This window comes from Thalassotalea loyana (genome assembly GCF_030161435.1).
Lineage (GTDB): Bacteria > Pseudomonadota > Gammaproteobacteria > Enterobacterales > Alteromonadaceae > Thalassotalea_G > Thalassotalea_G loyana.
The window spans coordinates 696,534-712,826 of record NZ_BSSV01000001.1 but is presented as its reverse complement, the minus strand read 5'-3'; the positions used below and the strand labels follow the sequence as shown (position 1 = coordinate 712,826).

The 16,293-nt window shown below is 40.1% G+C and carries 10 protein-coding genes; 4 read left to right on the top strand and 6 right to left on the bottom strand.

Annotated features, from left to right (window positions below; all coding sequences use genetic code 11):
• Positions 1-27 precede the first annotated feature (27 nt).
• The 4 genes from glyA to QQK05_RS03015 all read right to left on the bottom strand — a co-directional run bounded on the left by glyA (position 28) and on the right by QQK05_RS03015 (position 5,044).
• Positions 28-1,284 carry a serine hydroxymethyltransferase gene (gene glyA, locus QQK05_RS03030; RefSeq protein WP_284295918.1) on the bottom strand — a complete coding sequence of 419 codons (1,257 nt, stop codon included), beginning with the start codon at positions 1,282-1,284 and terminating at the stop codon, positions 28-30.
• Positions 1,285-1,679: 395 nt separating this feature from the next.
• Positions 1,680-2,843: an ABC transporter permease gene (locus QQK05_RS03025; protein WP_284295917.1), complete on the bottom strand. Its 1,164-nt coding sequence runs from the start codon at positions 2,841-2,843 to the stop codon at positions 1,680-1,682.
• Entirely contained in the window at positions 2,840-3,574 is a 735-nt protein-coding gene (locus QQK05_RS03020; protein WP_284295916.1) for an ABC transporter ATP-binding protein, read from the bottom strand. Before QQK05_RS03020 ends, QQK05_RS03025 begins: the two co-directional genes overlap by 4 nt.
• Before the next feature lie 9 nt (positions 3,575-3,583).
• The gene (locus tag QQK05_RS03015) at positions 3,584-5,044 is read right to left on the bottom strand and encodes an alpha/beta hydrolase (RefSeq protein WP_284295915.1); all 1,461 of its coding nucleotides are present in this window, start codon (positions 5,042-5,044) and stop codon (positions 3,584-3,586) included.
• Between the two features lie 205 nt (positions 5,045-5,249).
• Here QQK05_RS03015 and QQK05_RS03010 point away from each other — a divergent pair, with 205 nt between their 5' ends.
• Both QQK05_RS03010 and QQK05_RS03005 read left to right on the top strand, forming a co-directional pair.
• A complete protein-coding gene (locus tag QQK05_RS03010) occupies positions 5,250-5,468 on the top strand; it encodes an EF-hand domain-containing protein (RefSeq protein WP_284295913.1) in 219 nt (72 codons plus the stop codon).
• Between the two features lie 156 nt (positions 5,469-5,624).
• Positions 5,625-7,091 (top strand): HD domain-containing phosphohydrolase, encoded by a 1,467-nt coding sequence (locus QQK05_RS03005; protein ID WP_284295912.1) that lies wholly within the window; start codon positions 5,625-5,627, stop codon positions 7,089-7,091.
• Between the two features lie 169 nt (positions 7,092-7,260).
• Here QQK05_RS03005 and QQK05_RS03000 read toward each other — a convergent pair whose 3' ends face one another.
• Positions 7,261-9,075, bottom strand: a complete 1,815-nt coding sequence (locus QQK05_RS03000; RefSeq protein WP_284295911.1) for a GAF domain-containing sensor histidine kinase — start codon at positions 9,073-9,075, stop codon at positions 7,261-7,263.
• A gap of 142 nt (positions 9,076-9,217) precedes the next feature.
• A complete protein-coding gene (locus tag QQK05_RS02995; RefSeq protein WP_284295910.1) occupies positions 9,218-10,552 on the bottom strand; it encodes an outer membrane protein transport protein in 1,335 nt (444 codons plus the stop codon).
• Positions 10,553-10,971: 419 nt separating this feature from the next.
• Here QQK05_RS02995 and QQK05_RS02990 point away from each other — a divergent pair, with 419 nt between their 5' ends.
• Together QQK05_RS02990 and QQK05_RS02985 are read left to right on the top strand one after the other, a co-directional pair.
• Complete coding sequence (locus QQK05_RS02990; RefSeq protein ID WP_284295909.1) at positions 10,972-13,473, top strand: bifunctional diguanylate cyclase/phosphodiesterase; 2,502 nt, start codon at positions 10,972-10,974, stop codon at positions 13,471-13,473.
• Positions 13,474-13,532: 59 nt separating this feature from the next.
• Positions 13,533-16,082 (top strand): TonB-dependent receptor, encoded by a 2,550-nt coding sequence (locus QQK05_RS02985; protein ID WP_284295908.1) that lies wholly within the window; start codon positions 13,533-13,535, stop codon positions 16,080-16,082.
• The last annotated feature ends 211 nt before the right edge of the window (positions 16,083-16,293 follow it).

Here is a 16,293-nt window from a genome sequence, read left to right as displayed (position 1 = left end):
TGAAATAGTTTACCGAATAAAAAACGACTAACCGTATACTGGGAAACGTTCACATAATGCAGTTACGTTTGCACGTACTGATGCAATCGTATCTTGGTTTTCAATGTCATCTAAGATGTCACAAATCCAGCCAGTTAATGTTTTTGTTTCTTCAACACCAAAACCACGACGCGTGATTGCAGGTGTACCTAAACGAAGACCTGAAGTAACAAACGGAGAACGTGGATCGTTTGGTACCGAGTTCTTGTTAACCGTAATGTGAGCATTACCTAACGCAGCGTCAGCGTCTTTACCCGTGATATCTTTATCGATTAAATCAAGAAGTAATAAGTGGTTTTCAGTACCGTTAGAAACAACTTTGTAACCACGCTCTTGTAATACTGCTACCATCGCTTTTGCGTTGTCTAACACTTTTTGTTGGTATGCTTTGAACTCTGGCTCTAATGCTTCTTTAAACGCTACCGCTTTAGCAGCAATTACGTGCATTAAAGGACCACCTTGGCCGCCTGGGAAAACAGCAGAGTTTAATTTCTTGTATACGTCTTCATCGCCACAACCAGAAACGATTAAACCGCCACGAGGGCCTGCTAATGTTTTGTGAGTTGTTGTAGTAACTACGTGAGCATGTGGTACAGGGTTAGGGTATAAACCAGCTGCCACTAAACCAGCAACGTGTGCCATATCTACCATGAAGTATGCACCAACGCTGTCTGCGATTTTACGCATGCGCGCCCAATCAACAATACCTGAGAATGCAGAGAAACCACCAATGATCATTTCCGGCTTGTGTTCTTGTGCTAAACGCTCGATTTCTGCGTAATCGATGTCACCTGTTTCAGGGTGCAAACCGTATTGAATAGCTTCGTAAGACTTACCTGAGAAGTTCACGTGTGAACCATGAGTTAAGTGACCACCGTGAGCCAAGCTCATACCTAATACTTTTCCGCCCGGCTTAACCAATGCTTGGAATACCGCCGCGTTTGCTTGAGAACCTGCATGAGGTTGAACGTTAGCGTAATCAGCACCAAATAATTCTTTAGCACGTTCAATCGCTAATGCTTCTGCTTTATCAACATACTCACAACCACCGTAGTAACGTTTACCAGGGTAACCTTCTGCGTATTTGTTAGTTAATTGAGAGCCTTGAGCTTCAAGTACGCGCGGGCTACAGTAGTTTTCAGATGCAATTAATTCAATATGCGCTTCTTGACGAGCAGTTTCGTCTGTCATCGCTTGGTATAACTCTGCATCGAAATCTGCGATGTTCATGTCACGAGTAAGCATGTTTTATCCTCTATAATTAGGTTAGCTTTTTAAAGATGTTTTCTTACGAAAATTTTGGCGCTTATTGTGCCTTAAGTGCCACTTTTTGTACACGTAAAAAAGCGTCTGAGTTAGCTTATTTTTGTATAAATTTGAACTAAAAGTTTTCACTCCTAGTAACAAGGTTTTAATTCAAATTGACTAACATTCTGCATATCAGCCAAACTCATAATTAAAAACTAAAACCACACAGCAAAACAAAATATAATTCAATATTTTTAAATTAACAAGAATTTTAAACAAAATAACGACGCAAGCACAAAATTAACCACATAGTTAGGTTTTTTTGCGAAAAAAAACGGGCTACTTGTATAAGTAACCCGTTTACGTTGACTCGTATTACTCAAATCGAGTGATTAGCTCAATGCAAGTACCACTTTTTCAGACTTTAAACGTTGTGCCATTACTTTAACTAGTAATGCCGTTAGGAGCACAGTTATCGCACCAGTAAACAGTAAAACATCTAGTCCAACGGCTTCACCTTTAAAAATGTCTTCCATAATTAAGTACTGCCCTGAAATAGGTGCCCAATCTAACCACTGAGGACGATCATCCATCATAGATAAGGCAAACGGCACCATACCCGGTAAAATAATAATCATAGAAACGAGTGACTGTGCTTCTTTAAAGGTTTTCGCATTAAAAGCAAAAAATAGTTGTAAAGATGAAGCAAAGAAACAGACTGGAATCAGAACAACCAATAATGACAATGCAGTTTGTAAATCTAAGCTAAAGGTTAATCCTAACTCGCTCAAATCAACAAAACTCATCGACACCACCGACAATGCCAACATTAAAACGATTGCTGTCACGGCAATGGTCGTTGCTGCCATTAATTTTGCTAGTACAACTTTCATTGTGCTTACCGGCTGACAAAGCAAAATCTCTAATACGTTACGCTCTCTCTCCCCTGCGCTTGTGTCTACAGCAACAGATAAACCGGAAATAAACGCACCAAATAATAAGTAAATTCCAAGCATCATAGTGATAAATGAAGCATTAGAACTCGGTAACTGCGTATCTTGCTCACTTAAATCGATTGGTTTCAATAAGTTAACATCAACCCCACGAAGCATTACACGTTGGTATGCAATTTGGCGAGAATAACCATATATAGCGTCCCTAACACGTCGAATAGTCGTACGGTGAGATTGCTCTCCATAATCAGCGGTTAACACCAGTTTTACCGATTTACCCGCCTCTAGGTCTTCTTTATAGGTTTCAGGAATTTTCAGCTGAATATCTCGCTTTTCCCACATAGGCTTGTCTGCTTCATCAGCTTCTGACATCGGATAAATATTGTTGTCTGCTAAATGTTTGACAAAGCTCGGCGCATATTCACCACCTGATAATTTAATGTAAGCAGGAGGAGTTTCAACAGATTGTTTGATGGCAAATTCAGACATCACGATCAACATAATAGGTGCCATGAAAGCCATACCAAAAGCAGCAAGAAGTGCTCTTTTGTCGCGAAATGCCTCTTTCACTTCTTTCGAAAACAACGCTTTTAACTGCATCATGCGGCAACTCCTTCATCTGAACCAATGATTTTGACGAAGGCATCTTCTAATTGCGCCTCCCCGGCTAGTTCACATAACTCTTGTGGTGTGCCCTGTGCGGCTAATTTGCCATTGGCAACTACGATGACACGATCACATAATGCAGCAACCTCTTGCATTACATGAGAAGAGAACAAAATACAGTGACCTTGCGCTTTATATTTACTTAAATAATTGCGTAAAATACGCGTACTCATAACATCCAAGCCTCGTGTAGGCTCATCCAGTACGAAGTTTTTAGGCTTATGCACTAATGCTTGCGCTAGCGTTACTTTCATTCGTTGACCTTGAGAAAAACCAACGGTTTTACGGTGGGCTAAGTCTTCCATTTCAAGCTCTTTTAGCACTTCAGCAATCGCCTGTTTTTTGGCATCGCCAGCTAAACCATGAATACTTGCAAAGTAATCAATTTGCTCGTAAGCCGTTAAACGCTCATACAAACCGAATTTATCAGGAAAAATGCCAAGTTTACCGCGTGCAACTAAAGGATCTTTTGAAACGTCAATGCCATCAATTACTGCACTGCCCTGATCGGCTTTAAGTAGACCATACAGGGTGCGTAAACATGTCGTTTTCCCTGCCCCGTTAGGTCCAAGAATACCAGTGATTTCACCATCTTTTGCTGTAAAGGAAAGGCCTTCTAAAGCATTAACTTCTTTAAATTTTTTATGTAAATTATTAACTTCAATCATAACCTTTCCCTAATTGTTACCGTTGATGTTGGTGATGAAAGTTTCGTCTGCAAGCTCAGACAAACAACTACCATCGATTGCCTGAGGATCTTTATTCATCAAGAACTCATCGACAAGATCAATCGCACACTCACTTGTTACAACAATATGAGATGCGTTATCGGCAACAATGTGCTTAGAGTTAGGTAATGACTTGTCGCTGTAATCACCATTACTTGGCGGTGTAACCGGGTCTAAATTGCCTGACAAAATTAATGTCGGAATATTCGCTGTCACTGGCTCAAAATACTGCGCTTCATATTCAAACTTTGGCCAACTTTTACAAGCTAAGTGCCAATTTTTCTGCGCTTCATCACGACCAAAGTTATTATTTGCATCGTCTTGCCATTGATTTTGTTTCACGCGAGGGTAGTCTTCATTACACAAAATATTGAATAGCAGCCCGATGTAAATTTCACCAGAATCTTCTGCGCCCGTTCTAGCAAGTAACCCGGCAAGTGGTAGGTAGTTACCTAAATAGGCTTGGTGAATGACAATTGGCACAAATTTTCGGCCTTGCACAGAATACAATTGAAGACGCAACGTACTAATCAACTTAGCGCGATCAATCACAAATTCCGTTGCTGTCCCAAGTGTCGGGTGCATTATATTGACGCGAGCAGGTTCTGCGTCAATGCGTGCTAGGAGTGCTTGATATTCATCATCTAAGTTAGGGAATGCTTCATTACAGTTAGCATCTAACTTACAGTTCTCAAGTAATAAGTTGTATGAGCGTGCAGCCGTTTGACCAAATAAACCGATTGGAACTTCTACCGGGCCAACACTATCAAGCACGACCGCTTCGAGGCTTTCAGGAAACATATTCATGTAAACTAATGCGGCACGCGTGCCGTATGAGCCACCAAATAAACTTATCTTTTTCAATCCAAGTGCAGCTCGAATATTGTCGAAGTCTCGAATAGCGTTTGGTGTATTGTATTGAGCAAGATCTACGTCAAAATTTGCACGACAATCAATCATATCTTGTTCAGACGTATCACTCATGAGATCTTCAAATATCTTTACATCTTCCATGTTTGTACATTGTAAGCCGTTAGACTCACCAGTACCTCGTTGGTCAACGACAATAATATCTCGAGTTTTGCGTACCTCACTAAACATGTTACGAATCATGCCTGCCATTTGAGCTGCCGCTTGGCCAGGCCCCCCGGCTAAGAACATTAATGGCGTAAGTTGTTTGCTATTATCAAGTGCAGGCATAATGACAAAGTTAATTTCAACTTGTGTCTCGTTTGGCTTCTGATAATCCTCTGGTACGGCAAGCTTCCCGCACCGGACTTTAGACCGAATCCCTTCTACATGGCAGTCTTCAATTTTCAATGCAGATTGACCTATATTTTCCGCATTAACTTGATTTGACATGCTGAGTAAAAGACCAATGCTGAAAAGCGATTTCCAGATTTTTTTCATTAGTTTTCATTCCTTTAATTTATTCGCACCAATAGTCTATAGCGGCGAAAACAGAATACAACTGATTTAACATTTTTATTACATTAATACTTTTACCCCTCAAAACTGTTCAGACCATATTGAATTTCATTAAAAATCAGTTTCATTGTCCGCAAAATAGGGTTACAGTGTGTGAACTTTCAAGTCATCTGTTTAAGGGCAATCTATGGAAATAAATCAGTGGGTTGATGAGCTATTTGAAGTTTTCGATGAAGATAAAGACGGCGTAATCAGTAGAAGTGAGTTTGTTGAACTTATCGACTGTTTACTGCAAGACAAAGGCATTCGCATGTGCGAAAGCATTTTTCACCAGTTTGACAAAAACCACAGCAATTCCATTTCTAAAGACGAGTTGCGTGAGATGGTTATCGAACTAGCCCTCTAGAGACAAGTTAACCTAATAAAAGTTAATCATTTTTTGTCGTTTTAGAAAATTTTAGCTATACGTTTATATATTGTATTACACAGTAACGAGCGTATAGCTATGCCGCTTTCCTTTCTTAAAAATTCGCCCAAACCAAGCCTTCCTCCATGGAAAATTGTGATTGTTGACGATGAAGAAGACATTCATACCGTTACTAAAATGGCACTTAAACGCTTTAGTTTGGATGACAGATCACTTACGTTTTTACATGCATACTCTGGTGCAGAAGCCAAAGAACTATTATCAAATGAAAAGAACATTGCGTTAGTGTTTCTGGACGTTGTGATGGAAACTGACGATGCAGGTTTAGAAGTAGCTAGGTGGATGCGCCAAGACCTCAATAATCACTTTACCCGCATCGTTTTGCGCACAGGGCAACCAGGCCAAGCGCCAGAAGAGCAAGTTATCGTTGACTACGATATTAATGACTACAAAGAGAAAACTGAGCTCGACAGAAAGAAACTCTTTACCACTGTTTTCTCAGCCCTACGCGCTTACCGAGACATCATTCAAGTAGAAGAGGCTCGCAAATATCAAGAGTTATATAGAACAGGGCTAGAGCGAGTTATTTCATCAACCACACAAGTATTAGAAAAACGCACCTTGCAGCATTTTTTCAATGGTTTGCTACAGCAAGTCATGTCTATTCTTCGGATAGATGAGCAAAGTATGTTAGTTCAAGTTGAAGGAATCAGCGCGGTATACGAAGAAGATGATTATCAAATAATTGCGCATATTTCACCTGACGGTGATAATGCTGAAATTGATGAAAAGACATTAGGTTATTTAAATAAAGCAGTTCAAAAAGGTGAAAGTATTCACGAAGATGATGTGCTCGTGGGTTATTTCCCTAGCCATAGCTCCAAAGTCAGCTTGTTATACCTTAAGGGGATAGACCAATTAAGTGATATTGACGCTCAATTGCTCCAAATATTTTCTGGCAACGTTACGTTGGCATTCGATAATCTACTACTCAACAGAGAGATAATAGAAACGCAAGAAGAATTGATTTATCGCCTTGGAGATGTTGTTGAATCTCGTTCAAACGAGGCAGGCAACCATATTCGTCGAATGTCAGAAGTTAGCTATATGCTAGCCATAGAATATGGACTTGCACAAGAAGAAGCTGAGCTGCTTAAACAGGCTGCGCCGATGCATGATATAGGTAAAATAGCGACACCAGATAGTGTTTTACTTAAACCTGGACGTTTAGATGACGAAGAAATGGAAATCATGAAACAGCATCCAAATATAGGTCACGATATTCTAGAAGGGTCACAAAGACCGATTTTAAAAGCGGCTGCAATAATTTCTCAACAGCATCATGAAAAATATGATGGCACCGGTTATCCAAATGGATTAAAAGGTGACGAAATACATATATTTGCAAGAATCGTTGCCGTAGCAGACGTTTTTGATGCGTTAACTCACAAGCGTTGTTACAAAGAAGCTTGGCCAATTGAAGATGTTATCAAGTTATTCAAAGAGGAGTCAGGCAAGCACCTCGATGCAAAAGTGGTGCAAATTATGTTGGACAACATAGATAAAGCGTTAGAAGTGAATGCGATTTATCAAGATAAATAAACAAAAAGCTGGGTGGTTATTCCGGAGCAGATACGGGAAATTTGATCATATAGGCAAGTCCTTTTCCTACGGCACTTTTAGCTTGGATTTTTCCATGCAACGCGTTAGTCACTAAGTTGTAAACTAGGTGTGTACCTAAACCACTACCGCCCGCACCACGTTTTGTGGTTTAAAAGGGATCAAAAAGCTGCTCTAATGCTTGATTATCAATACCATTACCATCGTCTTGATAACGCATCAAAATGAAGCCATTTCGCTCTTCAACGTTAATTAAAATCTTACCTTGTTCGATGCCGTCAAAGCCATGGATATATGAATTCAATAATAAGTTGCTCAATACTTGTGATAATGCCCCCGCATTTGCGCGAATAGATATCGTGCTCGGGCATTGAACAGTAATGACATGCTTTTTCTTTTTCAATGTAGGCTTAAGAGAAAGAATCACCCCATGGATATACTGTTCAAATTCAATATCTCTGACGCTATTTGATGACTGATCAACCGCAACCTGCTTAAAGCTGTTTACTAAGTCGGCTGCCCGCTGCATATTAGTCGTTAATATTTGACCAACCTGCTCTATTTCTTCGAAAAAATCATCTAATTGGTCTTGGGTAAGTGATTCATCTTGTAATGATTTTCTCACATCATTGTACTCTTCCATTAAGTGGCTAACACCCGTCACACAAATGCCCAATGGCGTATTGATCTCATGGGCAATACCAGCAACTAAACCGCCTAATGACGCCATTTTTTCTTTTTGTATTAACTCTTGTTGCGTTTTTTTCAGTACATTAAGGGTGTCATTCAAACTTTTGTTTTGTTGTTCGAGTACGCGATGCTGTTTTGCGAGCTTGAGTTGAGAGTCTTTACGCATCTGTTTGTTTTGCATTGACTCAGCCGCTTTAGCAACGTGATTTGCTACGTAATTGAGGAGCCTCAAATCTTCTTGTGTATAAATAACACCAGGTTCGTAGCTTTGAACAACAATTAAACCATGAACAATATTTGACGAAATCATAGGTGCACCTAGCCAACAACTATAGTCCTGAGGCCCAACAACCGCTTTTATAAAACCATTACGTACCAAAGAGTCGACATCTTCTGGAAAAATCCTTTGCGCTTGCCTCGTATTGATCACATATGAACTAAACCCATTTCCTAAAGGCATGGAAAAGCCCATCTCACGTTCAGTTTCTTTTTCATCGATGTAATAAGGCACGGTAATGATGTTTTCAGCTTCGTCAAACAAGGCAATATAAAAATTCTTAGCAAGCAATAAGGTCTGAACAATTTCATGTACTTGAACATAAAGTGCTTCCATTGGGATCTCGTCATTAACTAACGATGCAATTTTATAGAGCGCTACCTGTAATTTTTCAGAATGCTCTTTTTCTGCAAGCCGTCCTTCAAGCTGTTCAGTGCGCTCCTCAACTAAAGACTCCAACAGTGCCACCGTTGTGTGTTTATCCACCGCGGATGCGACAATGCTGCCAAAAATTCTGAATAGCTTTTGATCTTCAATACTAAACTCAATGTTCTCATCGTAACTTTGGGTTACCATAGCGCCCAAACACTCGCCGTTTTTCCCGATAAGTGGCATGCCAATCCAATGGTGAGAGCGTTCACCAAACCCCCAAAGCTGACCATCCTTTTCCGCAATGGGGCCAATCCCTGCTTTCATTTCGAGTGGTTTTCTATTTTTTATCACCCACGCTGTTGGTGATAGGTCTGGTGATGACAACTCAATTTTGTCTATTGGGCATTGCGCCCCTGTGCGTTCATCAACTTCGTAGATAAAGCTGATTGTATTGTTGTCTTTGTTGTATTTGGCTAAGTAGAAATTTTTGGCATACATTAGCTCACTTAGCTTTTCGTGAACTTTCTCAACGTACTCAACCAAAGACGTTGCGTCAGGAAAGTGCTTATCAAGTTCAAATAATGAGGCTAATATCTTCTCTAATCGGGCTTCACGGGCACTTGGCATGATAAAGATAACTTCCTTAATTATTGTTTAGAATCAATGAAATTAAGCATAGTCAAGCATGATAATTTTTACGAATTTTAGATAGTTAGGCATAAAAAAGGCCAGTGACGATGACTGACCTTTAACCGTAGAAAGTAACTTTCTAGAAGGCGACGTTATACTGGACAGCAGCTAATATTGCGTTGCCCTCCGATACATATTGCCATTGAGTATCACCGATTATCGGCGCTAATTGTGGTGCACTCTCGAGTACAGTGTCTAAAAGAGCATCTTGCTCAGACACGTAAACTTCATCTCCATCAACGTAGGCTAATGCAAAATCAACCGTACCATTTTCTTTTAGCTTATATGTTCCACCGACGGTCAACCATTTGCGATCACTATCAGGGATAGAAATAGAAGGGTGTGTCGTTGAAGCTGATTCATCATAAGCAATGCCGGCACGTAATGTTAAATCCATCGAGTATTGATGTGTCACGCCAAACGCATATCGCATTGTATTATTGAAGCTTTCTTCTTTAGTAAATACTGGCGTTGATGGGTCAGCATGTGTATAAGCTTCCAATGTTTCAAAGCTACTCCAACCTGAATACATCACACTATAGTGCACTGCGGTTTTTGACGTCACTTTATGGTAGCCTGAAAATTCAAAAATCTCTGGTAAGTCAATAGCCAAATGACCAGCTTGAGCGACACCTGAAACATCGGTAAAATTGCCGTCAAAATCGACTTCTGATGCGCTACGATAATTAAAACCAATTCGATTATTTTCGTTGATATCGTAGGTCGCACCAATATTCCAGCCAAATGCTAGATCATCACCTTCCATTCGAATAATTTCGGCTTCACTTGGCACTGGCGGTACTAATTCACCCAACACTGGGTGGCTAATTCCATTTTCTAACACCGCGCCAGCATGTCGAATAAGCTCTGCCTCACCGTATATCAAGTTTAAGCCAATGCCTAATGAGAATTTCTCATTTACCTTATATGAACCACTCAAATTAGCATTGAGCGTGAGTAGATCAGTTGTACCGCCAATTGAGCCTGCAACATAGTCATCATCGTAAACAGAAGCCAGACCAAAGTTTGAATTAAAACCAACACCCCATGCGAATTCTTCATTTACCGGTTTAACGTAATAAAACGCAGGAATGACTGCTGGGGGTACAACGCCATCTGTATCCATTCGCTTTACATCAAAATTTTCACTCAACAAATCGGGTGCACTAACCCCTTCGACATCAACACCTGGGTCAACATAAGTTGCAACAACGGATAACTGTGGTGAGTCAAATTGCGACATTAACGCAGGGTTTCGTGAAACAGCCGACGCATTATCTGCAATAACTGCTTCTCCAGCAAAAGCACGCCCCAAGCCAGAGGCACTTGTTTCGTTAAGTTGAAACGCAGCGGAATGAGCGTTCAACGATGCAACAGCAACAGCTGACGCAATTAACGTTTTGTGTGATTTCATACAACCTACTTAAAAATTTTTTTCAAACATTAACGCTGCGCTAATGTTTGTACTGCTTTAAAAATTTGGAGCGGGAATATAGCACACTCGTTGAGACGATATAATCACAAACCAGTTTAAATATGTAACGTAAAGCGCTTTATAACTGCATTGGAGTTATTCAATTGTCTAATAACTCAACAGTTGATACACATAAGACACAACCTTAATTAAGACAAAGTCCCAGCACGACTGGTACCTTTTCTGGTTTTAGTCAGATTTAAGTAGCAATAGTAGGTGATAACAACAAATTAAATGCGTTGACTAACCTAGCCAGTATTCATTTTCCGATAAAGTGCTTATTTTGCCCATAAAAGTGCTATTATATGTACGTACACCTTGGTCGATATTCGTTTTCTAAGTAAGCATAGCTGTCCCATATGAAAATAGCGCATGATGTAAAGCTGTTACAACTCATCAAAGTCATTCCACCTCTTTTAGTGCTTGCTTTTGCGATCATGGCAATCGTTATCGTTATTAATAATAACCAAGAAACATTACAAACAGACATTAAAGCATTAGAAGAAGATTTCGTCTCTTCTAGAAAGAACTTAGTTGAAGCGCAAGTAAAGCAAGTGATTCAGCAAATAGAGTTCGAAAAAAGCAATACCGAATCAATATTAAAAGAAACAATTAAGCAAAATATCTATCAAGCGCATGCCATCGCCAGCGGTATTTACGAAGAAAACTTCGATAAATCTGAAGCTGAAGTTACTGAATTAATTAAAAGTGCATTGCGTGATATTCGGTTTAACAATGGGAGAGGTTACTTTTTCATATACAAAACTACCGGAGAAAGTGTTTTACATCCTATTTTGCCTGCAATGGAGGGATCGCAAAAAATAGACTTGCAGGATGTTCGCGGAAATTACATTGTGAAAGATATGGGTGAACTAGCAAAACAGCATGGTGAAACCTTTTATACATGGTGGTTTGTTAAACCAAACAATCAACAACGCGAATTTAAAAAGATCGGGTTTGGTAAATTATTTGCGCCCTATGATTGGTTTATTGGCACAGGCGAATATGTCGTTGATGTTGAAAGCGATATACAAAAAGAACTCATCAAAAGCATTTCAAATATTCGCTACGGCGATAGCGGATACGCATTTTTATATGATTTTCAGGGTAATGTTTTATCACATATTGATGAAGATTTTAAAAACACAAACCTGTTCGAGCACTCAGATCCCGCAATCCCCTCGGTAGGCGGTAAAATAATCGAAATCGCTAAAAATGGTGGTGGCTTCTTAAGTTACACCAATGTATTAACGCCCTCGGCTAAACAGACAACGTTAAAAACGAGTTATGTTATGGGCGTACCTGAATGGAATTGGGTACTCGGTATGGGTTTTTATCAAAGCGAAATTGAGCAACAATTAAGAATTAGAGAAGACGAAATATCACAGCAAAACAAGCAACAACTGATCGAACTACTCTCTTTAAGCTCCTTGGTAACATTCTTTTTTATCATTCTCTCATTATTTCTAACGAAGAACTTATCGAAACGTTTCGCCGCCTACGAAGAAAAAATAAATAAAGACTTTAATGAGTTAAACAAGCTAAAACTCGAATCTCAATATCAAGCGATGCATGACGCGTTAACAGGCTTGCCCAATAGACTTTTACTTGAAGAGCAACTGAGCCAAGGTATAGCGTTGTCGAAAAAAAATGAAAAGCTGTTAGCTGTTATTTTTGTCGACTTAGATGACTTTAAGAAAATTAACGACTTGCACGGTCATTCTATCGGTGATGGGTTACTCAAAGTCTTAGGAAAACACTTTAGAGACGTAATCGAAGACGGTGACAGTGTCGCTCGATTTGGTGGTGACGAATTTATATTTTGCTTTCCCGAATTAGATCGGCTGCTCGACGCAGAGAATAAAGTGAAGAAAATCCTATCAATCTTTAAACAACAATTTGATATTGATACAAAGTCTATTTATTCATCATGTAGTATAGGTGTTGCCATGTACCCTAAAGATGGTAGCGACACCGAGGACCTTATTAGTAAAGCAGACGCCGCGCTTTATAAATCGAAATCAATTCAAAAAGGGCAATCGTTATTTTTTAACAGCAATATTGATGCTCAAGTTAAACGTGACTTTTTAATCGAGTCGGAACTACGAACGGCGCTAGACAAGAATGAAATATCTCTGCATTACCAGCCTCAATTTAGCGTTAATAAACAAGAAGTTGTTGGTGTTGAAGCATTAATTAGATGGAACAGTAAAAAGTTAGGCTTTGTTTCTCCAGCAGAATTTATTCCACTTGCAGAGCATACCAGTACTATCAGTGATCTAGGCAATTTTGTCTTGAAACAATCCATGCTTGAAATCAAGCAGTTTAATGCACGAAGCGAAAGGCCTATAAATTTATCAATCAATATTTCGCCAAAACAGTTACTCGAGCCAAACTTTGTTAATCGCGTAGTGAAAACAAGTGAGGAAACAAAATTTTCTCCGGAATATATTACGTTAGAAATAACTGAAAATACGCTGATCACTGACTTGTCTGTTGTTAAGCCAATCTTAGAAGAACTCAGACACCAAGGCTTCAAACTCGCACTTGACGACTTTGGGACGGGATACTCATCACTTAATTATTTAAGTAACTTACCAATGAATGAAATCAAAATTGACCGAACATTCATTGATAAGTTCTTAACGAATAGTCAAAGCGAGTCATTAGTAAAAACGATCATTGCCATAGGTAGCTTTAGTGACTTAACCGTAGTTGCTGAAGGTGTTGAAACACAAGAGCAATTCGAGCGCCTCGCTGAATTTAAGTGTGATTTAATTCAAGGGTATTACTTCGAAAAACCACTATCCTTCGATGACTTTTCTGCCAAATATCAAACCAGCCTTATCAGTATAAATTGACGAGGTAAGTTGTCAGTTGCTATACCTATAATAGATAACAACAAAATTGATGTAAGTACGTGACAAAATTCTACGTTAATCAACTTTTAACATTCACCGTTTGCGCGGTTTCGATTTCAAATGTCCATGCGCAGCCAGACAAGTCATTGATTGAAGTTATCGAGGTAACGGCACAAAAGCGCACCCAATCAATTAATGAAATCCCTATGTCAATATCCGCATTCAACGCTAACCAGCTTGAAGAGCTTGGCATAGAAGACTCTACGGATTTAGCAAACATAGTGCCTGGTTTGAATTACAGCGACACCGCTTTTGGCCCTCCCGTATATACCCTGCGTGGTGTAGGATTTAATGAATCAAGCGCACAAGCGACCTCCACAGTCGGCGTTTACGTCGATGAAGTTGCCATCCCCTTCCCTATCATGACGAAAGCCGCCAATCTTGATTTAGAACGTGTAGAGATTTTAAAAGGGCCACAAGGAACATTATTTGGCAGGAACACCACTGCAGGTGCAGTACATTATATTGCAGCTAAACCTAGCCAAGACTTTGAATCTGGTATTACCGCGACTGTTGGTCGATTTAATACGTTTAGTGGCGAAGGCTATATTACCGGCGCACTAACAGACGACCTAAATGGGCGAGCAGCAATGAAGCTAGTAAAAGCTAATGAAGGATGGCAAGAAAGTGTTTCTAGAGATGATCAGCTCGGAAAAAAAGATAAATTAACCGCAAGACTAAGTTTTGACTGGGGCATTTCGGATAAAACCAATGCTCTATTAAGCCTTAGTTACAACAATGATGAGTCTGAAACACTCGCGCCTCAAGCGATTGAATATATTGCTGCAAAAGCAGGTGGAGCGATCAATAGTTCATTTGACATTTTTGGTCCTATTCTAGATTCAGAGACTAACCCACAATTATTTCCTGGCAATAATGACAAAATAAACGCTGCTGACTGGACTGCGGACAGAACACCTGCACTTGCCCACGAAATGCAATCTTTATCGCTCAATATTAACCATCAATTTTCAGATTCATTAACGTTCGTATCACTAACAGGTATTCATCAATTTGAAGACAACGGTTCTCAGTATGAACGTGGTGGAACAGCAGGGGTAACAGCTGGGTATATCCGAAATTTAACCGGAGGGTCTTTAGACACGGTATTTGGTGGTAGCCTAAAAGACTTTTATGAGGGCCACTTACATGGCGATTACGCATCCGTGCCAGACTCAGAATATGTGCCTTCAGACTATGTATTCCAATACGGAACAATTGACTCATTCTCGCAGGAATTCAGATTAACAAACACCTTACCTAATAGCGTGTGGATCGCTGGATTATATTACAGCAAAAACGACGTAGATTACCGAACGACTCAAGACTGGGGCTTAGCAACAAATGTCAACATAGCCCCAACCGAAGGTTTTGGTTTTAACAAACTAACGAATGCCATAGAGCAGGAAACAACCACTAAAGCTATATTTGCCAACGTAGACTGGCAATATAGCGACAAACTATCTTATGTGGTCGGCTTGAGGTATTCAGACGATGAAGCCAAATATAAAGGCTGTACAGAGGATATTGATGGCGCAGGGTTAGCCTTATTCAATCAATTCTTTTTTGGTGGAGAGGACTCTGGTGGTGAAGTCAACGGTTGTGTCACGGTTATCGATTTCGGTGGCCCCGAGCAGCGTGTTGGTCAAATTCAAGAAACGCTATCGGAAGACTCATTATCTTGGCGTTTTGCAGCAAACTACCAATGGTCTGATGCAACGTCACTTTATGCTTCATACAGCAGAGGGTTTAAAGCTGGAAGTTTCCCGTCACTAGCGGCAATTGTTGAAAACCAATTAGATCCCGTCGTTCAAGAGCAACTTGATGCATATGAAATTGGCATGAAAGCCATGTTAGCTGACAATAGCGCCCAGTTAAACCTTAGCGCCTTTTACTATGACTACAAAGACAAACAGTTATTGACCAAGAAGATTATTCCGGTATTCAGAACCGCATTTACATTGGGTAACATCGATGAGTCATATGTGCAAGGGGCTGAAATGAGCCTGCAGTGGTATCCAACGGACAGACTTTATGTCGGCTTGTCGGCAAGCTATATCGATTCAGAAGTCACCAGTGGTAACGGTTTTAACCAGCTAGGTGAAGCGTTAGATTTAACCGGTTCACCACTTCCATTTACCTCAGATTTTCAAACCAATCTAATTGTGCAATATGAATGGGAAGTGGGAAGTAAATTCACAGGGTTTGTTTCATTTGATGGAGCCTATTCAAGTGAGTTTAGCGCAGACTTTCAAGCACAGGTCAGCACGACCAATCAAGTCTCCGATTTTATTGGCAGCCCTGTCGAAGTTATTATCCCACCACAACCCTATCAATACGATGAGAGGTTTACTCAGCCAGATTACTTCATTGCCAACGCGCGTATTGGCATTGAAAGCAAACAAGATGACTGGCGTGCCTATCTTTGGGTTCGCAACTTAACCGATGAATACTACATTTCTAGCGTAGTTAAGAACAATGAGATGGTTGCCGCTTACCCTGGGATGACAAAAACCTACGGTATCACCTTTGAAAAGACATTCTTTTAACACTATACGCGTACAGCGATAGCGAGTAGCTTAGAGGCGGAGCATAAATGCAAGGAGCATTTATCAACAGACGTAGTCTGACCCGAAGGGCGAAATACATGGATGTATGAAGTCATCGAGCGTTCGATGCGTCAAGAGATATCATTTGAGGAACGAGAATGGTGCCTCGAGGCGGAGCATAAATGCAAGGAGCATTTATCAACAGACGTAG